The organism is Saccharospirillum alexandrii (genome assembly GCF_004000275.1).
In the GTDB taxonomy this organism is placed as follows: domain Bacteria; phylum Pseudomonadota; class Gammaproteobacteria; order Pseudomonadales; family Natronospirillaceae; genus Saccharospirillum; species Saccharospirillum alexandrii.
In genome coordinates, this window is record NZ_RCIP01000006.1 from 133,988 (window position 1) to 155,035 (window position 21,048).

Sequence of the window (21,048 nt, forward strand, 5' to 3'; positions counted from 1 at the left end):
CTAGGATTTGGTTTTGGCCTAACGCCGTAAACAGCCGCGAGTGAAACGAGTCGGGCAGCCGAAGGCTGCGAACTGGTTTACTTTGTTATGTGCTTTTTCTAGTTTTAACATTGTTTAAGATAATGAAGCCAATATTTTTAATTTAATAATTTGCAATTCCGTAAGTTTTCCGGAATTTATAAGTTCTTTAGCAAAACCTTTAGCCATCGGCTTATCGTTATCGTCGTTAATAAGCTCGGCTACTTCTTCAATTTGCTGATCCGTAAAGGTTTGATGGGCTTTAAGCCAATTGATAAAGGCACCATATCGGTAATGTTCCCATCCCTCGTGGCCGGTTTCATTGTAATCTTTTAACTGCAATTCAAAAAACGAAGTTGTCAAAACGTGGGTTTCCAACCACCGATTCGAGTATCCAAATTTTGCTAGTAGATCATTCATACGGAGCCGTCACATAACAGTTTGTTCATCGTCGTTCCCGACGATGATTCCGGAATTAGTAACTTAAACGCAATCACGCAATTTCGCTAGAACCCAGTGATAGAGCGGCTTTAGTCGATATCAAACTCCTCAATCCGCACATATCAGAACCGGAAAAACCGTCTGTTTAGACAATGATTCCCGATATCAGTGTCTCCAGCGACACATATTCCAGATATTCCTCCATATCTGCGTCGCACTCTGGTGCGAAGCGGCACACTACCCAATAAGATTTCAAGCCAAATCAGGGCAGGTTCATCACGTTAGGGGGAAGGTCAGGGGTGTCGGGGGCTACTGGCAGAAACGGTGGCTATTAATCGTGCAGACTCGCTACCGCCCGGCCGGTTACAGGGCACACCAAGGGATTTGAGTTGTCCGATTACCATGTCACTGCGGAGTGATGATGGCAAGTATTTATTGGTAGGTTATTTTCAATTGGCGTTGAGGTCAGGCGCCGACCGGTACCGGGTTTCGCAGCAGGCAGGAATGCCTGCGTAAAGGTTCGGTGGGGCTGGTATGCCCCTGCAAGATCGGTCGAACGTCGGTGGCGGTTCGGTACGGGTTCCGGCTAGGGGTGGGTTTAGCAGCTGGTCAGGCAACCCTGGAACCCTACGGTTTACTCTGGGCGAGCGGTGGTAGGGTTTTGGGGTTTGTTTTGCCTCGTGTCGCCCAGGGGACTGGGTTTTGGGGGCCTGTTATAGCCCTTTCACCGCATAAATGCCCGGCGCGTTGCGCCAGTAGCCTTTGTAGTCCATGCCATAGCCGAACACATAGCGGTCTTCGCATTGCAGGCCGATGTAGTCGGGGATGATGTCGGGGCGAGCTTTGCGGTCGTGTTGTTTATCCACCAACACAGCGATGTGGATTTCGGACGCGCCTTCTTTGTGGGCGTGGTCAACAATGGCGCCGAGGGTGGAGCCTTCGTCGTAAATGTCGTCAACAATGAGGATGGCGCGGTCTTTCAGGGATTGCTGTGGATAAGTACGCCACTCCAGGTCGGCGCCGCGGGTTTCGTCGCGGTAACGGGTGGCGTGGAGGTAGCTGATTTCGAGTGGGAAGCCGAGTTTGGTCACCAGTTTGCCGGTGAGCACCAGGCCGCCGTTCATCACGCTGAAAACGATGGGGTTTTTCTGGGCCAGATCCTGCGAAATGCCGACCGCCATGTTATCGATGGCTTGCTCGACCTGTGCTTCTGTAAACAGGCAATCAGCTTCATTCCAGACTTGCTGGATATCAGACGGGATGGCGGTCATTGCTGCCTCTGTGGTCAGGTTTTAAACGGGGGGCGAACTTTAGCGGCTCCTTGAGTGCGGTGCAAGCGGAGCGACAGACTGTTCACTGTTCGGTAGTATAGTCGCTGTTTTTTAACACGAATACCGACGGAGAGATCGATGCACATCGCCCTCATCTGGGCCATGGCCCGCAATGGCGTCATAGGCCGGGACAACAAGCTGCCCTGGTATCTGCCGGAAGACCTCAAGTACTTCAAACGGGTCACAACCGGCAAACCCGTCATCATGGGCCGTAAAACCTACGACAGCATTGGCCGGCCCCTGCCCAACCGCACCAACATTGTGGTCACCCGGGATTCCAGCCTTAACCTGGAAGGCGTTAAGGTCGTTACCAGCCTGGAAGACGCGCTGGATATCGCCCGGGCTGAATCGGTGATCAGTGATGTCGATGAGGTGATTGTGATGGGCGGCGCCGAGATCTATGCCCAGGCCCTGCCGCATGCCGACCGGCTTTATGTCACTCTGGTACACGCCGAGGTTGAAGGCGACGCCGTCTTCCCGCCGATTGATCTGGACGCTTACCAGGAATTGGCGCGGGAAGATTTCAACGCCGAAGGCCCCAACCCGTACGACTATTCCTTTGTCGTTTACGAGCGGCCCGAAGCCGATTGAATCGCACTACTCTTCAACAAAGCCGTTCAGCCCCATCCAGGTGCAGAACAGGGAAGCGCTGCCGAAGATCGTGAACCCCGCGACCAGCGGGATCAGGGTGTCGTTGAAGAACAACCCCACCAGGTAAGAGAGCGGCACCGAGATAAAGCTAGTCAGGGAGCCAATCAGTGCCGCGCCCAGGCCCGCCACCTTGCCCAATGGCTGCATCGCCATCGCATTCAGGTTGCCGAACAACAGGCCAACCGAGAAAAAGCCGCTGGCACCGATCACCATAAACTGCCCAATCGGCGGTAGCCCGCCCTGCAGCAATGCCAGCACCCAGAGCAAGGCGAAGCAGCCAATAAAGCCAAACAACGCCAGATAACTGATCAGCCGGGTGCCAAAGCGCATCACCAGCCGGCTGTTGACGTAAGACGCCACGCCAATGGAGCCCGCCATGGCGGCGAAATAGAGCGGAAAACGGTCACCCACGTCGTAGAGTTCCTGATAAATCGCCTGGGCCGAACTCAGGTAGGTGAGAAACCCCCCGAAAATAAAACCCGCCGCCGCGGTGAACCACATGGCGCTGCGCGTGGTCAGCACAATACCGGCATCGCGCAGCAAGGCTGTCCAGGCAAAAGGCTTGCGTTTGGCTTTGGGCAGGGTTTCCGGGTGACGCCAGCCGAACCAGACGGTGATGACAAGCGCCAGGCCAATGAACACCGCGAAAATCATCCGCCAGTTGGAGAGTTTGACCACTAACTGGCCAATCGCCGGGGCAATCATCGGCACGATGATGAACACCATCATGATGAACGACATCACCTGCGCCATGGCGCGGCCAATGTAGCGGTCGCGGATGATCGCGACAGAGACAATGCGCGGGCCCGAAACCCCAAAGCCCTGCACCAGCCGGCCAAACAGCATCCACTCCAGTGTCTGCGCCTGCATCGACATCAACGAGCCCACGGTAAAACAGACCAGCCCGCTGAAAATCGAGGGCCGCCGACCAATGACGTCGGATAGCGGGCCATAGAACAATTGGCCGAAGGCCATGCCCAGCACCAGAAAGGTGATGATCATGTGGGTTTGGGCGATGTCGCTGATGCCCAGGTCGGCGGCAATGGCGGGCATGGCCGGTAGCATGGCATCCATACTCAGGGCGACAAGCGATGTCATCAGCGCCATTAGGGTGACGAATTCAGGCAGGCGCATCTCGGGGCGAGCGGGGGGTGCGGTGGTCATTGTGGTTCAGTCCGGAACGGGTCGGCGGCAGAAGTACCGGCGACGCAAACACGCAGTTTACCACGCTTTGCTGCACCTTTCGGGTGGCGCTCTAAGTCAGTGACTTATGGCAGCTTGGGCGGAGCCAGTGACAACCCAGGGCACGTTGCAGTCGCACCAAATAGCCAGAGATTGGGCGGTGGGCAGCTCCGATTGCCATCGCTGGTTGAGCACTTTTTACGCATTGGGCAGCAGGGTAATAGGTCTGGAGAGCCTTCGAACACTTCCCCCCAAGGTGCTGCAACTGACTTTCCAGCCGGGCAACCCTGTCGGTTGGTTCATGCGAAGTGTCAGACGCATCTTTACCAACAGCGAGTTTGAAAAATGGCGTTAACCGCTCCATCACATCCTCAGATGTGAAAGGTTTAACAATGAAGCCGTTCCGCCCGACGCGATGTCTGGCTATGACCGATTGATGATCACCCCGGTGCGAGTGCTGCCAACAGTGGTGAGCACCAGTTCACGCATCAGCGAGTTGTCTTCTAGGGTTAACATGTTCATGACTGCAGCGCACTGCCTATTTGGCACGGCGTAAGCTAGACTACCGTCAATACAGGTTCAAAGCCATGCGACCCCGGCCGAACGGAAGTGTCGTTGAACACACGTTAACAACAGATTCTGCGATAGCGAGGTAACAATGGCGTCCAACGACGTATTGGCAAAACTTGCATCGTTGCGCCACCAGTTTCAGCAGCGTTTGCCAAACGAAATTGAGCGCCTCACTGAACTCTGGGAACACTGGATCCAACGCGGCGATGATACAGACCGGCAAACGTTATTGCGCCAGCTTCATACGTTAAAAGGCAACAGCGGTACCTTTGGTTTCTTGGTATTGAGTGAACGCGCGGCGCAGTTGGAAGCTGCACTGGATGCGCGGCAACGACATCAGGCCTCCGCTGTGCGCAGTTACGCCAATCTGCTGGTTGAATTACAAGCCGCCATCGCCCAAGGCAATGCGACCAATGCTTCCGGGCCTGGTGCACCACCCTCGTTTTCAGGCCCAGAAACCGAGGCCAAAGCCGCAATACACTCAACCAGCGTCCCCGCTCAACGACCGTCGCTGGCCTACGTAGCCGAAGAAAACACCACACCGGACCAGGCGCTGCTGAATAACCTGTGCGTTCAGGGTTATGACGTTATCTGCGCTCCACTGTCGAGTAATGCAGAGCAATTACCGCCTTGGGTATTGCTGGATTTGTCTGAAACACAGGGGTCGGTACGCCGCTTCCTAGCCCCCATTCACCATTGGCTCAAACAGGGCGTGGACGTCATCGCGCTGATCGATGAACTGGATTTTCAGGCCCAGCTGGCGCTGGTGCGTGCGGGTGTTCGCCATTGCCTGATGCGGCCGGTATCCGTCGACCAGTTGTTGCGCCTGTTGAAGCCTCGCATGGGGCAGGCACCGGCGTTTCAGGGGCGGGTATTAATGCTCGATGACCAGCATCAGGTCATGCACTACTACCAAACCCTGCTGGAAGCTTCAGGATTGAACGTACAAACCGAGAGCGACCCGGCGCGGGTGTTCTGGCAGATCGAACAGTTCGACCCGGACCTGCTGTTGCTCGACATCAACATGCCCAAAGCCACTGGCCCCGAGGTAGCCCAGGTGTTGCGCCTGCACGAGCGCTTCGCAACCCTGCCGATCCTGTTTCTGACAGCCGATGTCGATCAGGCCGCACAGCGTAGCGACCTGCTCAATATCGGCTCGGATGATCTGTTGTATAAAGGCATGGACGAGGCACAACTGGTGCAGCAGGTAACAGCACGCGCCGAGCGGGCCCGTCAGTTGCGGGACCGGGTCAACCGGGATGCGCTCTCGGGTCTGAACAACCACGGTGCGGTGCAGCGCGCCTCGGAGCAGGCCTTTGCCCGGTCGCAGCGCCAGCAAACACCAAGCAGTCTGGTGGTATTGGATCTGGACCACTTCAAGGCAGTGAATGATCGTTACGGGCACGATATGGGTGACCAGGTCATTCGCACCCTGTCGCAGTTGTTGCTGGCCCGGTTTCGCCATACCGATACCGTTGGGCGTTACGGTGGTGAAGAATTCGTCATTTTATTGCCAGATACCCCGACCGACCGGGCGAAAGCGCTGACCGATACCATTCGCACCGATATGTCAGCCTTGAGGTTCACCACCCCCGAGGGCAGTTTCACCGTCACTTTCAGTGCTGGCGTTAGCGACGCCCGGGATCACAGCAGCCACCTGGAACAATTCAAAGCCGCCGATGAGGCGTTGTACCAGGCCAAGCAGAGGGGGCGAAACCAGGTGGTGATCAGCCCGCCGACGACTGCGCCTGATCCCACAGCTGGCGCACCTGATCGGCCAGGGTAAGCGGGTCGAACGGTTTGGGGATAACGCCGATGGCACCCAGTGCCTCATACTCGCTGATCTCGCCGGGCTGGGCCCTGGCGGTCATGAACACGGCGGGTACTTCGCTCATGCCGGGTAGCGTGCGTATCCGGCGCAGGGTCTCCGGCCCATCCAGGCCCGGCATCATTACATCAAGCAGGATCAAATCGGGGGTGCGCTGCTCAATCGCCGTCAGGCACTCGGCACCCGTGGCACACTGAGTAATATCAAGGCCGCCCACCGTCACCAGCGCCAACTCGGCTATGGCGCGGATATCCGGATCATCCTCCACATGCATCACATGATTCAACGGCATGTGCCGGTACCTCTTGATCAGGAAACTGGCTCCAATCTAACAGTTTTTGACCGACATCACACAGATCGCCGCTCTACACTCTCACTAAGACCACCCGAAACTCGGTCAGCCCCGGGCGCGATTCGAAGCCGATATCACCGCCCATGGTTTGCACAATGCTGTGGCTGATCGCCAGCCCGAGCCCGGTGCCGCCTTTTTGCCGGTTGTCGCGGTTATCGGCCTGGCTAAAACGCTGAAAAATCTGTGACCTGAACGCCTCCGGAATACCCGGGCCATGGTCACGCACCGTGATGGTGACGGTGCTGGTGGTCGTTCGCGCATCAATCGTCACGGACCCGCCTTCAGGAGAAAACTTAATGGCGTTGGAGAGCAGGTTGGCCATTATCTGTTCGAAGCGGTGCGCATCCACCTTCACGCTAACCGGTGGCACCTCGCCGACCACCACTGCAACGCGATGCAAATGCGCATAGCCCGCTATGTTGTCGGCCGTGGTGGCAAGCAATGGCTGCAAGGCATGAGGCTTCATATCGAACGGCATGCGCCCGGTAATGAGTTTATCCATATCCAGCAAGTCGTTTACCAGCAAGATCAGCCGGTCGGTGTTTTTCAGGGCAACGCTCACCATCTTACTAGCGGCGGCCGGAACCTCGCCCAAATGCCCGGCTGCCAGTAATTTCAATGACCCGGAAATGGACGTCAGCGGTGTGCGCAGTTCGTGGCTGACGGTCGACACCAGCTCGCTTTTTAGCCGCTCTATGCGGCGCCGGTCACTGATGTCTTCGTACACCGTCCACAGCAGGCGGCTGCCATCCGCGTCCGATACTTTCAGGCCGATGACATTAGCCGGGTACTGGTGACCCCCACGGTGTTTGACCTGTACCTCAACCGGGCCGATCTGGTCTTTTTCAGCGGATTCACGAATGCCCTCTTTATCGATCTGGTGGCTCAAACCAGGCGAGAGTTCACGTTTGGTCATGGACAGCAAGGTATCGCGGTCGTAGCCACTTTGCTCCACCAGCGCATCGTTAACCGCAATAAACCGGCCGCTGGACAGGTCTGTCAGTGCAATACCCAGCGGGGACAATTCAAACAACACCCGAAGCCGGGCTTCGCGCTGCTGCAATAAGCGCTGGTCCTGATCACGCCCAAGAACCGACTCGATCCAGCGGCCGAGCAACCGTACAAACGCCAGATTCGATTCATCAATCGATTTTTCCAGCGGTGCTGAAGATGAAAAGTTCAACGTACCATAGACCTGGCCATTCACCGTCAATCTGATACCCACATAGGTCTCGACACCAAATAGGTCATAGCAGGGGTGCTGCTGATACGTGGAACCGGCGACGGCCTGGATAATCAGTTCATCGCTGCGCTCAAGAATCAAACTGCAAAAGGTATCCCCCAACGCAAAAACATCACCGGGGGCTAATGCCACGCCTTCAGGAGCATGGCAAAAACGTACCTTGTATTCATCGTGATCAATCTGGCTGATGATGCCCAGCTCCAGCCCCAGGTGTTCACTGCCCAATGCCAGTGCCCGGTTAAGCCGTTCGTTCAAGTGAATACTGTCATCGGTCGCCAGATCATTCAGCACCTTCAAAAACTGCAACTGGCCGCGCAGGCTCTGCTTGCTGTGCGTTTCGTCGGTTACATCGATGCTCAGGCCGACCAATCCGGTAATATCACCGGTTGAATCACGCAACGGTATTTTGGACACCCGGTACCACAAAGGGCGTCCGTCCTGATCCGCTCCTTCGCTTTCGAGCAGTGAAATCGTTTCTCCCTGCTCAAGCACCGGCCGCTCTTGCTCGTCAGCCCGTTCGGCCAAATACCCGGCATACAGATCACGGTCATGCTTACCCAAAATGTCTGCCTCACTGGCCAGCCCCAGGTGATCCAGCTCAGCTCGATTGGCCAATATCTTTCGACCACTGCGATCCTTCACGTAAATGTTCATCGGAATGTTGTCGATGATGGTGCGCAGCAATCGCTCCCGACTTTGCAAGGCCTGGTTGGATTGCAAGCGTTTGAACTCGCTTTCTTTTAAATCGCTGATGTCCAAATGCGTTCCCATTACCCATTCGGGTCGCCCATCATCCATCCAACTGACGACTTTCCCCCGGTCCAACACCCAGACCCAGTGCCCGAGTTTGTGCTTCATACGGCAAACCAGTTCATATACCGGTGTTTCGCCATTGAAGTGTGCATTCAGCAATGCTTCTGACGAAGCCAGATCTTCAGGATGCGCAAGCGATTGCCAGGTATTAATGGACACCGGCTCCAATTCCGCTAGCCGATACCCGACGATATCGGCCCAGCGCTCATTGAAGACTGTGGCTCCGGTTTGAACGTTCCATTCCCAGAGGCCCGCCTGGGTCCCCTCGGTGAGCGCCCGCAAATACACCCGGTCCGGATTCTCTCGTCGTTGCAGCTCAACCTCGGCCAACTCAGCCAGGTCCGCAAGAACCGTACGCTCGTTGTCGGTGAGTGTGCGGGGTGACGAATCAATCAGGCAAAGGGTTCCCAGAGCAGATCCGTCACGCGCTCGCAATGGCATGCCCGCGTAAAAACGAATTTTCGGTTCACCGGCTACCAGTGGGTTGTCTGCAAAGCGATTGTCCAGAAGCGCATCCGGGATCTCGAACAACGCTTTGCCCAGAATGGCGTGACCGCAGAATGATATCGAGCGAGGGGTTTCAGTCGCCTCGAGCCCCTGGCGCGACTTGAACCATTGGCGGTTGGCGTCCACCAGGCTGATCAGCACTGTCTGGACGCCGAGCGCGTTTCGGGCCAGCCGGGTGATTCGGTCGAACTCCACCTCAGCAGGTGTATCCAGAATATCCAGATTGCCCAGGGCTCGCAGGCGCTGGCGTTCGTTGTCGGGGATCGGTGGTTCTTGCATCAATACCGTCGTCGTCTCGGGTTATTGCTGTGCAGTCTAGCACTGCACAGCAGGGTCTGTGACGGTATTGATGCGGACAGGCGTTTCGGTTACTCGACCGATTGCAACCGCTCTCGGGCCATGGTGTCGGCCAGGTCGCTGGTGGCGATGTTCTCGCGGGCAGAGCGTTCGAACAACGCCATCAGAGTGTCGTAAATACCTTCGATGTGTTCGCTCACGGTGTCGGTGTTGTAGTTGCCCTGCTTCTCATAACACACATCGATGATGCCCCCGGCGTTGATCACATAGTCCGGTGCGTAGCAGACGCCCCTGGCGTGCACCAACCGGCCGGTACCGGCGGTATCGAGCTGGTTGTTGGCGGAGCCGGCAATGATGCTCGCTTGTAGGTGTTCCAACGCGTGTGGGTTCACCGTAGCACCGAGTGCACAGGGTGCGAAAATATCCATCGGCTGACGATAAATATCGTCCAGCCCAACCGCTTTGGCATCCAGCTCCTTTACAGCGCGCTGCACCGCTTCGGTGTTGATATCCGTCACCACCAGGTGGGCACCGGCTTCGGCCAGCATCTCCGCCAAACGATAGCCCACATTGCCCAGGCCCTGAATGCCCACGGTCAGGCCGTTCAGATCGTCCCGCTGCAGACGGTGCTTAACCGCCGCCTGGATACCCAGAAAACAGCCGTAGGCGGTCGCCGGTGAAGGGTCCCCGGATTTGGTGTGGCCTTCGAGGGTTTGTTTGTCGTCACAGCCCGAGACGTGGGCGGTTACTTCACGCACGATCTTCATATCGGCCACCGACGTGCCCGAGTCTTCCGCAGCGATATACAGGCCACCCAGGCGCTCCAGAAAGCGGCCAAAGGCACGCATTTGCGCCGGTGTTTTCTGGGTTTTCGGGTCGCCGATAATGACGGACTTGCCACCGCCCAATGGCAGCCGTGCCAGGGCGCTTTTGTAGGTCATGCCGCGCGACAGGCGCAGCACATCGGTCAGGGCATCGGCATCGTTCTGGTAGGGGTAATAGCGTGTGCCACCCATGGCCGGGCCGAGATGGGTGTTGTGAATGGCGATAATGGCACGCAGGCCGGAGTCGGGGTCGCAGACGTAGCTGACGTGTTCGTGCTGGTCGAACTCGACATGATCAAACAGGCTCATGACGATGATCCTTTTTGTTGGGTAAGTGCCGGGGTCACCGGTACTGATGAGTGGCGTTAGCCATATCGGCCCTTGTGAGGCCTTGGGGGTAACCTTAATTCGTCAGCCGGGTTTGTCCAGTGTTAATGAAAAAAGCCCGCACTGGGCGGGCAAAGGAACCTTGAATGGGCGGTTTAGCTACTGGGCATCGGGGGATTGCTCAGCGGGCGTGTAGCGGCCGCCCCGGTGGCTGCCGTGCATACCTTTTCCACCCCTGGGCTGGTGGGCTTCGAGGTAGGTGATCAGCCCTTCAACCTGGTCAGCCTGCAATACCGTGCCCAGTTCATCGGTCAGGGCGGTACGGGCAGCGTCGCGGAACGCCTGGCGCTCTTCTGCCGTCGGGCGGTCAGCACCGCTGTCGCGTTGCTCCCGGTGCTGCTCACGCCGCTCTGCCATCTGGGTGGTCATAATGTCCACCACCTCTGCGCGCTGGGCATCGGTCAGATTCAACTGAGTAAAGATGTAGTCGAACCGGTCGGTCATGCGGTTCTGGCTCATGACATCGTGTGCGTATACGGCACTGGCACTGCCTGCCAGGGCGACGACAACGCCGACGGCGATCAGCGCTTGGCGCGGGGTGGTCGAGAAAAAGGATTTCATGGTCTGGTTCTCCGTTAAGTGGGCCCTCTGACCCGGTGAAAACCAGTATCGGCTGCCACTTCGCAGAAAGTGTGGAGCCACCATGGATGACGGATTCTTTGCAATGGCTTATTCGAATTTGTACCCGGCGCCATACACCGAGCGCACAAATTCCTGATCGGGCGCCAGGGTCGAGAGTTTGCGGCGCAGGTTTTTGATGTGGCTGTCGATGGTACGGTCGCTGACCAGCCGACGGTCGGGGTAGATGTCGTCCATCAGCTGGTCGCGAGTAAAAATGCGGCCGGGTTGCTTCATTAATAATTGCAGCAGGCGCATTTCGATGGCGGTGAGTTCGGTATCCCGGTCGCCAAAGCGGGCGCGGTTGCTGTTTTCAGCCAACTGCAACTGTGGCTCCGGCGCGCTATCGGGCACTTGGTGCGTGCGGCGCAGCACAGCCTTTACCCGGGCCACGACTTCACGCGGGCTGAACGGTTTGCAGATGTAGTCGTCTGCGCCGAGTTCCAGGCCCAGCAACCGGTCGATTTCCTCGACGCGGGCCGTGGTCATGATAATCGGGGTTTGTTGCGTGCTGCGTATGGCCCGGCACAGGCTGAGCCCGTCGGTGCCAGGAAGCATAAGGTCGAGCAGTATCAGGTCGGGCGTTTCCCGGCTTAGCCAGTCCAGAACGCCATCGCCCCGGTCGAGCAGGCTGACGCTGTAGCCGTCGCGCATCAGGTAGTCGCGCAGTACCGTTGCCAGTTTGGTTTCGTCTTCAACAATAAGAATGTGACCGCTCATCGGGCGGGACTCCCTGAGTCTGGTTGATCGGAAGGGTGAGGAAAGAAGACCGAAACCACCAAACCTCCCAGCGGGGAATGCATGGCGGTCACCTGGCCCTGGTGGGCCTCGGCAATGCTGCGCACAATAGACAGGCCGAGGCCCGAACCACCGCTGGCGCGGCTGCGTGACGCTTCAACGCGATACAACCGATCGAACAACAGCGCCAGCGCATCGTCCGGAACGCCGGGGGATGAATCGGACCAGCGTACAGTGATACCAGCGTCGCTGCGCTGAACCTCGGCCTCTACCCGGCCCGGTTTGTTGGCACTGCCATCGGTATAGCGCAGGCTGTTTTGCATCAGGTTGCTGAACAGCTGCATCAGCCGGTTCGGGTCGCCGGTCATCGTTACCGGCGCGGCAGGTGCCTTGAGTGCCCAGTCGAGGTGCTTGCGGGCCAGCTCCAGATCGAAGTGGCCGTGAACGGTGTTCAGCACCTCGAGCAGGTCGATCTCGGTTGGCTGGTAGGCCAGGGTGCCAGAATCCCCCAGCGACAAATCATGCAGGTCGTTTACCAGCCCGCCCAGACGCTGAATTTCCTGAAACAGTGACGCCAGGGTGTCGGGGTCTGGCTGGCGGATGCCATCGAGCAGGGCTTCAATTTCTGCCTTTAGCACGGCGATGGGTGTGCGCAGTTCGTGGGCGATGTCGACGATCCAGCGCTGGCGTGCCTGCTGATTGCGTTGCAGGGTTTCAGCCAGCGCGTTGAAATCCCGCGCCAGGTCGGACAGTTCATCGTTGCCGCGCACGGCCAGGCGCTGCTGCATGTCTTCGCTGCCCAGGTCGCCGCTGGCCAGTCGATGAAAGGCCGTCTTCAGATCGGCAATGGGGCGCAGCAGTCGCGCGGCGAAGGGGATGGCCAGGGCTGCCGACACCAGCAGGGTGATCAGCGCTATCCAGCGCAACTGGCGCCGCTGCTGGCTGGCGAACAACCGGTCGAATTCAGCGCCCAGACGCACCGCTTGCGGCACGCCCAGCGAGCCGACGGTCTCGCCATTGAGTTCAATGGGCAACCAATAGGCGCGCCGCTGCAGCCTGGGATCGCCAATCAGCAGTGTATTGTTGGCATCACTCAGCAGAACCGGCTCCCGACGCTGATCGCGCGGCGAACGCCCGGGTGTGGCGTTGCTCACCAGCCGATAGAAACGCATGGGCTCACGCTGCACCCACGCCCAACTGCCCTGTTCTGCGTATATATCCGACAGCGCCGACAGCAAAGGCGCCAGCCGGCGGCTTTGCACCTGCTCAAGATACGCCTCGAAACCGGCGTCGAAGGCGCGGTTGTTGGTGATCACAATGGCACTCGCCACCAGCGCGTTGGCGAGCAGGATAATGAGAAACAACTTGTATCGAAGACTGATGCGCATGGGTGTCCGCCATGAGGTGATGCTACCGATTCTAGCAGCGCAATGTGCAGCCACTATGCATTGGCATTGGGGCGGGCTGTCTTGGAACTGTCATGGTAGCGCCATAAACTGTTCATCAAAACCTAGCCACTGAACAGGGGCGCCACCGTGACTCCCAGCACCGAAACCCGCATCAGCACCGCGTTGCAAAGCACCTGGGACGTATTCTGGCGCTTTTTATTGCTGGGGTGCACCAGTTTCGGAGGACCGGCGGCCCATTTGGGCTATTTTCGCACCACCTTTGTGGTTCGGCTGAACTGGCTCAGTGAAGACCATTACGCCCACCTGCTGGCGCTGAGCCAGTTTCTGCCCGGCCCCGGTTCCAGCCAGGTCGGCTTCGCGATTGGCCAGCACCGGGCGGGCTTGCCTGGCGCTATTGCGGCGTTTATCGGCTTTACCCTGCCGTCGTTCCTGATCATGACGGCCGTGGCAGTGACCAGCCTGACCGCCACGGCCGCCTGGGTTCCCGGGGTTATTATGGGTCTGAAATGGCTGGCCGTCGTCGTCGTGCTCGATGCCGTCACCGGTATGTTCGCCCGCTTCTGTGACGCCAAAGCGACCCAGGCGGTCGCGCTGCTGTCGCTTGCGACGCTGGTGGTGTGGCCCGGTGTGGGCGGGCAAATGCTGGTGTTGCTGGTGGCCGCCGCCTGGGGAGCCAGCCGCCGTACCCCCGACGCTGGCACCGTTCCCGACGGAACCCGGGGCCGGGTGCGTTGGCTATCGCTCGCTGTGTTTCTGCTGCTGGCGGTGGTTGGTGTGTTGGGCTTGCCGGGCAGTCTCTGGGCCGATTTCTACCAGACCGGCGCACTGGTATTTGGTGGTGGTCATGTGGTGTTGCCGTTGCTGCAGGCCACGGTGGGCGATGCCGTCAGTCAGGATGCCTTTTTGCTGGGCTACGCCGTCGCCCAGGCATTGCCTGGGCCGCTGTTTTCTCTGGCGGCTTATCTGGGTGCGTTGCTTCAGCCTGAAACGCCGCTGCTTGGCGCGGCGCTGGCCACCCTGGCCATCTTTCTGCCAGGCTTTCTGCTGTTGCTGGCGGTGCGCGACTACTGGCAGGCACTGCTGGCCCGGCCCCGCATCAGCGGTGCCGTTTCCGGCATCAACGCGGCCGTCGTCGGCTTGCTGATGGCGGCCTTGTACCAGCCGGTGTTTCTGCAGGGTGTTCAGTCGCCTTGGCAACTGGCACCGGTGGTGATCGGGGTGCTGTTGTTGCGCAGCCAGCGTGTGCCGCTGGTTTTGCTGGTGCTGGGGTTTGCGCTCAGTGGCGTACTGCTGGACACACTGATGCCGTAATTGGCGGCAGCCCAGCCCGTTGCCCCCCGGCAACGCCAACAGTATTGTAAACAATCTCAAAAAAAGCACTTTACCTCAAGTTAAGTTGAGGTATTAGCATCGGTGTGGCTAACAACAGAGGAGCCACAACCATGCATCTGGAACACATCAATCTCGTCATCACATCACTCGACCGGTCACTGGCTTTTTACCGGGCTGCCTTTCCGCACTGGCGCATTCGCACCCGGGGAGAGGGAACCTGGTACGGCAAGCCCCGTATCTGGGTGCATTTTGGAGACGACTACCACTACATCGCGCTGAACGAAATGGGGGAAGGCGAGAACCGGGATCTGACCGGCCACCAGGTGGGCCTGGCCCACTTTGCTTACGTCACCCACAACCTCGATGCAGTAATCAAACGTCTGCGTCAAGCAGGCTTTGAAGTCACCAACCCGGGTGACGACAACCCTCACCGGCGCAACGTCTACTTCCTCGACCCGGACGGGTTTGAAGTCGAATTTGTGCAGTACCTGAGCGACCTACCCGAAGAAAGGAATTTGGAATAGTTGTGAGCTGCGAGCTGAGAGTTTTAAGCTAACAGCTCGCAGCTCCAAACTCTCAGCTTTCTTTTCCCTCCCAGAGAACCGGCCCGGAGCCTTGCTCGCTGAGGGCATCGTCCGGGTTGCGCAGGCGGCAGTTGTCCATCGATAAACAGCCGCAGCCGATGCAGGTGTTCAGTTCATCACGCAGGCGTTGCATCGCTTCAATGCGCTCGGTCAGTGCCTGGTGCCAGCGTACCGACAACTGCTGCCAGTTGTCTTTGGTGATGTCCTGTTGCTCGCCCAGTTCACGGAACATCTCGGCAATCTCTTTAAGGCTGAACCCAAGCCGCTGCGCCGTTTTAATCACAGCGACCCGGCGCAACATGCGCCGGTTATAACGACGCTGGTTACCGGCATTGCGGTGGCTGTATATCAGCCCTTTCTGCTCGTAAAAATGCAGGGTGGCAACCGACACCCCGGCACGTCGCGCCAACTGGCCAACCGATATTTCTGACACGGGACTACCCTGTTCAACATGACGGGCGTCAGACTAGCGCCTGCGTCACCCGAACTGAAGCCCGTATCGCCATGCAAAACCCACTATTTATGCCATTGAGTGAACAAAACCAACCCAAGTTATCCACAGAGGTGTCGTTTGTGTCCGCCTTGGGAACCGCACCATGGCGGCGTTCTTCGCGCCATGCTCTATTGTGCCGCTATTCAGCAGGATTGTTTATTGTGAAAGGGGTCACATAGCGGTAGCGTCAGTGTTCTTAGCTGACTACCTGGCCAGGGTTTGATACCCAAAGGCGTAGCCGGTACTTCCAGTACACCCCGATGCCGTCCGATTGACGGCAAACCGGGCCAATACCAGACTAAACATTATGACTGCAGATCCGTGTGCGACCGGGCCCAGCTCGGGGGTCGATTTCGACGACATTGAGTTTCTGTTCAATGAGAGTGCCGGTGCCTTCATTGCACAGGTCCGTCACATGAACGAGCTGAGCACGCCTGCGATGATGCGGCTGCTGTCGGTTTCCAAGAAAACCTATATGGAAATGGAGAAAGGCAAACGCCAGTACCGCATGCACATCATCAACTGGTGGTGTTTTGTGATGGGCATGTCGCCGCTGCACTTGTTGGCCCAGTCGAATTATTTCAGCCACTTGCCCATTGGCGACTATCGCAATATACGCCAGGTTCGCCTGGCATCGCTGCTGCAACGGGTTTCACCGGACGATTGCCTGGCAACCTTGCAAAGCATGATCGATCATTGCCCGCGGCATATCGGCCGCGATGCCGATGACTCGGTATGCATTCAGCCCAGCGAACTTGCCGGTGTGCGGCCGTTTTTCTACGACAAAGACTATTACCGGATGGTGGCCGAGGGCCTGCTGTTTTTTCTTCACGAAAACCAGCTGACCCGGCGCGACCTGGCGCGGTACCTCAATGTCACCCCGCGTACCGTGCGGCGCATTCTCTCGGGTGAGGTGTCCATTAATTTCAGCTACTACGCGCGGTTTTATCTGTCGACCGGTGTTTACCCGCTGCGCATCCTGGATGACGGTCCCTATTTGAAAATCCGGCTGAAACTGGAACAGCGTTTGTGCCTGATCAATGACCTGATCGCCGGTTATGCCAGCTCACCCGACCTGCTGGATGAACTGCTCATTTCACTCTCTCACCTGCCTCGGGGTAACGGCTGGTGTGAGTTGTTCGAACGCTAACGTCGTTTCGGCAGCAAACCCTCAATCGAGCCTTACACTCCTCCAAAAAACCCCAAAAATACTTTCGAACACGAAACTTTAATGCTCCCGCCTATTTTCGCAATCGCTCACTGTTCCAAACTTGGGTGCGACTTTCAATATCTGCTAACTTATTGAAACGAGCACCTTTTTAGTGCGCATCAAAACCTCCACTCCACCGGTAACCAAGGGCCTTCTTTGGGGGCGATAATTTTAGGGGAATCAGCTTTTACAAGGCTTTCCGCTTAACCAATCAGACACTTCCAGAGCTGTAGCGGGTCTGGCCGGTTTGGGGCTCGGGATGCCGTGAGAACGGGCTCGCTCGATTGTTGCAAGCCTCCATCATACCGGTCAGCTGAAATATTTTAATGCCCATTTCCTTGCCAGAGCCGAATTGTTTTGCCATTCTGATATAGCTCTAAAGGATTTTGGGGGTGCTAAGTCGATGGATGTCGGCCTGTTTCAGACCCTCAACCCTAACCAACAGAAACCCACCCGGGGTGTTCGACCAGCGCCGGGGTGAATGGAGGTTAACCACATGAAAACATCTGCATCTGTTACCAAAATTTTGGGCATTTCTGCCCTGGCTGCCGCGACGATGGGCGCCGCCACCCTGGCCCAGGCGGCTAACTGGCGCTATGCACACGAAGAATACGAAGGCGACGTTCAAGACGTGTATGCCTATGCCTTCAAGGAATACATTGAAGACAATTCCGACCACACCCTTCAGGTCTACCGCTTCGGTGAGCTCGGTGAATCCGATGACATCATGGAGCAAACCCAGAACGGCATTCTGCAATTTGTGAACCAGTCGCCCGGCTTCACCGGTTCGCTGATTCCGGAAGCACAGATCTTCTTTATCCCGTATCTGATGCCTACCGACATGGACACCGTGGTCCAGTTCTTCCGCGAAAGTGAAGCCATTAATGAAGACTTCCCCGAGCTCTACGCAGAGCAAGGCCTGGAGCTGCTGCAAATGTATCCGGAAGGGGAAATGGTGGTTACGGCCGACGAACCGATCACCGAACCGGCTGACTTTGATGGCAAGAAAATCCGCATCATGACCAACCCGCTGCTGGCCTCTACCTACGAAGCCTTTGGCGCTACTGCAACCCCGCTGCCCTGGGGTGAAGTGTATGGTGCGCTGCAGACCAACATGATTCAGGGTCAGGAGAACCCGATTTTCTGGATTGAATCCGGCGGTTTGTACGAAGTCTCGCCCAACCTGACCTTTACCGGCCACGGCTGGTTTACCACGGCAGCCATGGCCAACCAGGATTTCTACAACGGCCTGTCTTCTGAAGATCAGCAGTTAATTCAGGAAGCAGCTGACTATGCCTTTGAAGAAATTCTGGTACACATCGACGGCCTGGCCGATGAAGCGCTTGCAGCGATTGAAGCGGCCAGCGATGAGGTCACGGTGACCCGCCTGACCGATGAACAGATCGAGATGTTCAAGGCACGGGCACCTGAAGTGGAAGAAACCTTTATCGAGATGACCGGTGAAAGCGGTGAAGCCCTGCTTAACCAGTTCAAGGAAGACCTCGAAGAAGTGACTAACTAAAAAACCGCAAGCGCTGGCAACGCCCTCGCCTTGTCAGCAGAACATCGGGTGCTCTCATGCCCGTTTGTTCAAGGCCAGCTCCCGGCAACCCGTTTACAGTGCTGCCCCGGGCTGGCTGACTTATCCAGATCCATACCCGGATGGCATTTCTGGTGCTACTCCGCTTGGATACCAGACTCAGCCGCTGCGTTAACGCAGTCGGCTGTCTTTGGCCCTGACAACACGGATCTGTTCAGATGAGCCTTTGCTCAGCGTTTGTTACGCACAGGAGCCATTTCAATGTCTGACCCGTCTAACGAAATGGATGACACCGGAGCTTTTGAATCCGGTTTGCCCGGTTTTTTGGGTGTCATCGATGTTGCCATCAGTAAAGTCGAGGCAGTTATTCTGGCCCTCGGCGTCATCCTGATGGCTGTGAATACCTGCATCAACGTCATCTTCCGCTTCGTCTTGGGAGAGGGCCTGTTTTTTTCCGGTGAGATCAACCGGATTCTCATTATTATGATTACCTTCGCTGGCATCGGCTACGCCGCGCGTCACGGGCGGCATATTCGCATGTCGGCTATTTATGACGTGCTGCCGACAACGCCGCGGCGCATGCTGATGATTCTGATTGCCCTGTTCACCTCTGCGATCATGTTTTTCCTGTGTTATTACTCGGTCGACTACATCATGAACCTGTACGATCGCGGCCGTATTTTGCCGGCACTGGGTTTTGAAATCTGGATGATCTATGTGTGGGTGCCTGTCGGTTTTGCTGTTACCGGAACTCAGTATCTGCTAACGGCGATAAAGAACGTGACATCGACCGATGTCTATCTGTCTACCGGCGTGGTGGATGGTTATGCCGACAATGAAAAAGAAGTGTGATCCAACCACACGTTTTCGTTGACTAAAAGAACACTAAAAATGAGGCAATCATGGCTACGACCCTGATGTTCATAATGATAGGTTTGCTGCTGCTTGGCTTTCCTATGATGATTCCGCTGACCACCGCTGCACTGGTTGGCTTCTACATGATGTTCGATGGTTTCGGGCAAAACACCACCTTCATTCAACAAATGATGGGCGGCATTCGCCCCGCGTCGCTTATCGCTGTGCCCATGTTCATTCTGGCGGCTGACATCATGACCCGCGGTCAATCCGCCAATCGACTGATCGATATGGTGATGTCGTTCATCGGCCACGTAAAAGGTGGCCTGGCGATAAGCACGGCAACTTCCTGCACACTGTTTGGTGCGGTTTCCGGTTCGACTCAGGCAACGGTGGTTGCCGTGGGCTCTCCCCTGCGACCAAAGATGCTGAAAGCCGGGTACTCCGACCCGTTCACCCTAGCGTTGATCATCAACGCAAGCGACATCGCATTCCTGATCCCGCCCAGCATCGGCATGATCATCTACGGGGTCATTTCCGAGACTTCCATTGCCGAACTGTTCATCGCCGGCGTCGGCCCGGGCCTGATGATTCTGGCTTTTTTCTCGCTTTACGCTCTGATATACGCCTACCGGAACAACGTACCCACTGAACCCAAAGCCAGCTGGAACGAACGTGGTAAAGCAGTGCTGGGTGCGCTGTGGCCACTCATGTTTCCGGTGATTATCGTCGGTGGTATCTACGGTGGTATTTTCAGCCCGACAGAGGCGGCCGCAGTCTGTGTACTCTATGCGGTGTTCCTCGAGTTCATTGTATTCCGCGAACTGAAATTGCCAGACATGTACCGCATTGCCAAATCAACCGGCTTAATCACCGCCGTTGTGTTTATTCTGGTTGCCGTGGGCAACGGCTTTTCGTGGATTATATCGTTCGCTCAGATTCCACAATCCATTCTCGAAGCGGTCGGTGTTAACGAAATGGGCCCTGCGGGCGTTCTTATTTCCATCTGCATCGCCTTCTTTATCGCCTGCATGTTCGTCGACCCGATTGTGGTTATTCTGGTACTGACGCCCATCTTTGCACCGGCCATCGCCGCAACCGGACTGGACCCGGTGCTCGTGGGTATTCTGATTACCCTGCAGGTGGCTATCGGCTCTGCCACGCCGCCTTTTGGTTGCGACATTTTCACCGCTATCGCTATTTTCAAACGGCCTTACTGGGAAGTCATTCGCGGTACGCCACCGTTCATTTTTATTCTGATTTTCTCGGCGGCACTGCTGATCATATTTCCGCAAATTGCCTTGTTCCTACGGGATCTTGCTTTCCGTTGAGTGCATAACTGACAGGGAGACCAACTGATGTTTAAGAAAATGCTGGTGGCTGTTGATGGATCCAAGGCGGCATTGCGTGCTATGGAGCAGGCCATTGAGTTTCAGCAAATGACACCTGACGCAGAGATTTTTCTGATCTGCGTCTACAAACACCACAGCCTGTTCGCGGCCTCGCTATCGGTCGGCCGACCTGAAGATCTGCAAATACCCGATGACACTCTGGCCGGCTACGCCAAGGAAATTGTTGAACACGCCAAGCAGATTGCTACTGAAAAAGGCGCAAAGAACCTAAGAGGGTTTGTGAAAGGTGGCCGGCCGTCTAAGATGATTGTGGAGTTTGCCAAAAGCAAAGGCATTGATCTGATTGTCATGGGGGCCCACGGCACCCATGATGCTAAAGACGGGCTGTTGTTAGGCAGTGTCTCGCACCGGGTTGCCAGTCTGGCGCATTGCCCGACCCTGATTGTCTGAGCGCAGTGCGTGCATTCGGCACC

19 protein-coding genes are annotated in these 21,048 nt (G+C 56.9%); 9 read left to right on the top strand and 10 right to left on the bottom strand.

Features of this window, described 5'->3' with window-relative positions; genetic code table 11:
• Positions 1-114: 114 nt before the first annotated feature.
• A complete protein-coding gene (locus EP166_RS19870) occupies positions 115-381 on the bottom strand; it encodes a hypothetical protein (protein WP_127560382.1) in 267 nt (88 codons plus the stop codon).
• Between the two features lie 791 nt (positions 382-1,172).
• Positions 1,173-1,730, bottom strand: coding sequence for a hypoxanthine-guanine phosphoribosyltransferase (locus EP166_RS19875; protein ID WP_127560384.1), 558 nt, complete (start codon positions 1,728-1,730; stop codon positions 1,173-1,175).
• A 138-nt stretch (positions 1,731-1,868) separates the two neighbouring features.
• Here EP166_RS19875 and EP166_RS19880 point away from each other — a divergent pair, with 138 nt between their 5' ends.
• Complete coding sequence (locus EP166_RS19880) at positions 1,869-2,381, top strand: dihydrofolate reductase (protein ID WP_127560386.1); 513 nt, start codon at positions 1,869-1,871, stop codon at positions 2,379-2,381.
• Positions 2,382-2,387: 6 nt separating this feature from the next.
• On the opposite strand, the gene EP166_RS19885 is transcribed toward EP166_RS19880, so the two are convergent.
• Positions 2,388-3,605, bottom strand: coding sequence for a multidrug effflux MFS transporter (locus tag EP166_RS19885; protein ID WP_127560388.1), 1,218 nt, complete (start codon positions 3,603-3,605; stop codon positions 2,388-2,390).
• Between the two features lie 676 nt (positions 3,606-4,281).
• On the opposite strand from EP166_RS19885, the gene EP166_RS19890 reads away from it, so the two are divergent.
• A complete protein-coding gene (locus tag EP166_RS19890; RefSeq protein WP_127560390.1) occupies positions 4,282-5,979 on the top strand; it encodes a diguanylate cyclase in 1,698 nt (565 codons plus the stop codon).
• Here the strand turns inward: EP166_RS19890 and EP166_RS19895 are convergent.
• From EP166_RS19895 to EP166_RS19920, 6 genes are all read right to left on the bottom strand, one after another.
• Positions 5,921-6,313, bottom strand: coding sequence for a response regulator (locus EP166_RS19895; protein ID WP_127560392.1), 393 nt, complete (start codon positions 6,311-6,313; stop codon positions 5,921-5,923). The two genes, EP166_RS19890 and EP166_RS19895, sit on opposite strands and share 59 nt — an antisense overlap.
• Before the next feature lie 73 nt (positions 6,314-6,386).
• On the bottom strand, positions 6,387-9,215 hold the full coding sequence (locus EP166_RS19900; RefSeq protein ID WP_127560393.1) for a PAS domain S-box protein: 2,829 nt from the start codon (positions 9,213-9,215) through the stop codon (positions 6,387-6,389).
• An 89-nt stretch (positions 9,216-9,304) separates the two neighbouring features.
• Positions 9,305-10,366, bottom strand: a complete 1,062-nt coding sequence (locus tag EP166_RS19905) for a Leu/Phe/Val dehydrogenase (protein WP_127560395.1) — start codon at positions 10,364-10,366, stop codon at positions 9,305-9,307.
• 177 nt (positions 10,367-10,543) lie between these two features.
• Positions 10,544-11,005 (bottom strand): Spy/CpxP family protein refolding chaperone, encoded by a 462-nt coding sequence (locus EP166_RS19910; RefSeq protein ID WP_164744031.1) that lies wholly within the window; start codon positions 11,003-11,005, stop codon positions 10,544-10,546.
• A 108-nt stretch (positions 11,006-11,113) separates the two neighbouring features.
• On the bottom strand, positions 11,114-11,782 hold the full coding sequence (locus EP166_RS19915) for a response regulator (protein ID WP_127560399.1): 669 nt from the start codon (positions 11,780-11,782) through the stop codon (positions 11,114-11,116).
• Entirely contained in the window at positions 11,779-13,188 is a 1,410-nt protein-coding gene (locus EP166_RS19920; RefSeq protein WP_127560401.1) for an ATP-binding protein, read from the bottom strand. The genes EP166_RS19915 and EP166_RS19920 overlap by 4 nt, the downstream gene beginning before the upstream one ends.
• A gap of 147 nt (positions 13,189-13,335) precedes the next feature.
• Between EP166_RS19920 and chrA the strand changes: the two genes are divergently transcribed.
• Together chrA and EP166_RS19930 are read left to right on the top strand one after the other, a co-directional pair.
• On the top strand, positions 13,336-14,520 hold the full coding sequence (chrA, locus tag EP166_RS19925; RefSeq protein ID WP_425470072.1) for a chromate efflux transporter: 1,185 nt from the start codon (positions 13,336-13,338) through the stop codon (positions 14,518-14,520).
• 131 nt (positions 14,521-14,651) lie between these two features.
• Positions 14,652-15,065: a VOC family protein gene (locus EP166_RS19930; RefSeq protein WP_127560403.1), complete on the top strand. Its 414-nt coding sequence runs from the start codon at positions 14,652-14,654 to the stop codon at positions 15,063-15,065.
• Positions 15,066-15,117: 52 nt separating this feature from the next.
• On the opposite strand, the gene soxR is transcribed toward EP166_RS19930, so the two are convergent.
• Positions 15,118-15,558, bottom strand: coding sequence for a redox-sensitive transcriptional activator SoxR (gene soxR / locus EP166_RS19935; RefSeq protein WP_127560405.1), 441 nt, complete (start codon positions 15,556-15,558; stop codon positions 15,118-15,120).
• 367 nt (positions 15,559-15,925) lie between these two features.
• Between soxR and EP166_RS19940 the strand changes: the two genes are divergently transcribed.
• The 5 genes from EP166_RS19940 (at position 15,926) to EP166_RS19960 (ending at position 21,025) form a co-directional block, all read left to right on the top strand.
• Positions 15,926-16,768, top strand: coding sequence for a helix-turn-helix domain-containing protein (locus tag EP166_RS19940; protein ID WP_127560407.1), 843 nt, complete (start codon positions 15,926-15,928; stop codon positions 16,766-16,768).
• Between the two features lie 616 nt (positions 16,769-17,384).
• Positions 17,385-18,350 (top strand): TRAP transporter substrate-binding protein, encoded by a 966-nt coding sequence (locus EP166_RS19945; RefSeq protein WP_425470073.1) that lies wholly within the window; start codon positions 17,385-17,387, stop codon positions 18,348-18,350.
• A 279-nt stretch (positions 18,351-18,629) separates the two neighbouring features.
• Entirely contained in the window at positions 18,630-19,220 is a 591-nt protein-coding gene (locus tag EP166_RS19950) for a TRAP transporter small permease (RefSeq protein ID WP_127560411.1), read from the top strand.
• A 50-nt stretch (positions 19,221-19,270) separates the two neighbouring features.
• On the top strand, positions 19,271-20,554 hold the full coding sequence (locus tag EP166_RS19955) for a TRAP transporter large permease (protein WP_127560413.1): 1,284 nt from the start codon (positions 19,271-19,273) through the stop codon (positions 20,552-20,554).
• Between the two features lie 27 nt (positions 20,555-20,581).
• Positions 20,582-21,025 carry a universal stress protein gene (locus tag EP166_RS19960; RefSeq protein WP_127560415.1) on the top strand — a complete coding sequence of 148 codons (444 nt, stop codon included), beginning with the start codon at positions 20,582-20,584 and terminating at the stop codon, positions 21,023-21,025.
• Positions 21,026-21,048: the final 23 nt, after the last annotated feature.

What these genes read in the sequence shown, in the direction of transcription:
- EP166_RS19875 (WP_127560384.1), bottom strand. Translation starts at nt 1,730, where the DNA reads ATGACCGCCATCCCGTCTGATATCCAGCAAGTCTGGAATGAAGCTGAT.
- EP166_RS19880 (WP_127560386.1), top strand. Translation starts at nt 1,869, where the DNA reads ATGCACATCGCCCTCATCTGGGCCATGGCCCGCAATGGCGTCATAGGC.
- EP166_RS19885 (WP_127560388.1), bottom strand. Translation starts at nt 3,605, where the DNA reads ATGACCACCGCACCCCCCGCTCGCCCCGAGATGCGCCTGCCTGAATTC.
- EP166_RS19890 (WP_127560390.1), top strand. Translation starts at nt 4,282, where the DNA reads ATGGCGTCCAACGACGTATTGGCAAAACTTGCATCGTTGCGCCACCAG.
- EP166_RS19895 (WP_127560392.1), bottom strand. Translation starts at nt 6,313, where the DNA reads ATGCCGTTGAATCATGTGATGCATGTGGAGGATGATCCGGATATCCGC.
- EP166_RS19900 (WP_127560393.1), bottom strand. Translation starts at nt 9,215, where the DNA reads ATGCAAGAACCACCGATCCCCGACAACGAACGCCAGCGCCTGCGAGCC.
- EP166_RS19905 (WP_127560395.1), bottom strand. Translation starts at nt 10,366, where the DNA reads ATGAGCCTGTTTGATCATGTCGAGTTCGACCAGCACGAACACGTCAGC.
- EP166_RS19910 (WP_164744031.1), bottom strand. Translation starts at nt 11,005, where the DNA reads ATGAAATCCTTTTTCTCGACCACCCCGCGCCAAGCGCTGATCGCCGTC.
- EP166_RS19915 (WP_127560399.1), bottom strand. Translation starts at nt 11,782, where the DNA reads ATGAGCGGTCACATTCTTATTGTTGAAGACGAAACCAAACTGGCAACG.
- EP166_RS19920 (WP_127560401.1), bottom strand. Translation starts at nt 13,188, where the DNA reads ATGCGCATCAGTCTTCGATACAAGTTGTTTCTCATTATCCTGCTCGCC.
- EP166_RS19930 (WP_127560403.1), top strand. Translation starts at nt 14,652, where the DNA reads ATGCATCTGGAACACATCAATCTCGTCATCACATCACTCGACCGGTCA.
- EP166_RS19940 (WP_127560407.1), top strand. Translation starts at nt 15,926, where the DNA reads ATGACTGCAGATCCGTGTGCGACCGGGCCCAGCTCGGGGGTCGATTTC.
- EP166_RS19945 (WP_425470073.1), top strand. Translation starts at nt 17,385, where the DNA reads ATGGGCGCCGCCACCCTGGCCCAGGCGGCTAACTGGCGCTATGCACAC.
- EP166_RS19950 (WP_127560411.1), top strand. Translation starts at nt 18,630, where the DNA reads ATGTCTGACCCGTCTAACGAAATGGATGACACCGGAGCTTTTGAATCC.
- EP166_RS19955 (WP_127560413.1), top strand. Translation starts at nt 19,271, where the DNA reads ATGGCTACGACCCTGATGTTCATAATGATAGGTTTGCTGCTGCTTGGC.
- EP166_RS19960 (WP_127560415.1), top strand. Translation starts at nt 20,582, where the DNA reads ATGTTTAAGAAAATGCTGGTGGCTGTTGATGGATCCAAGGCGGCATTG.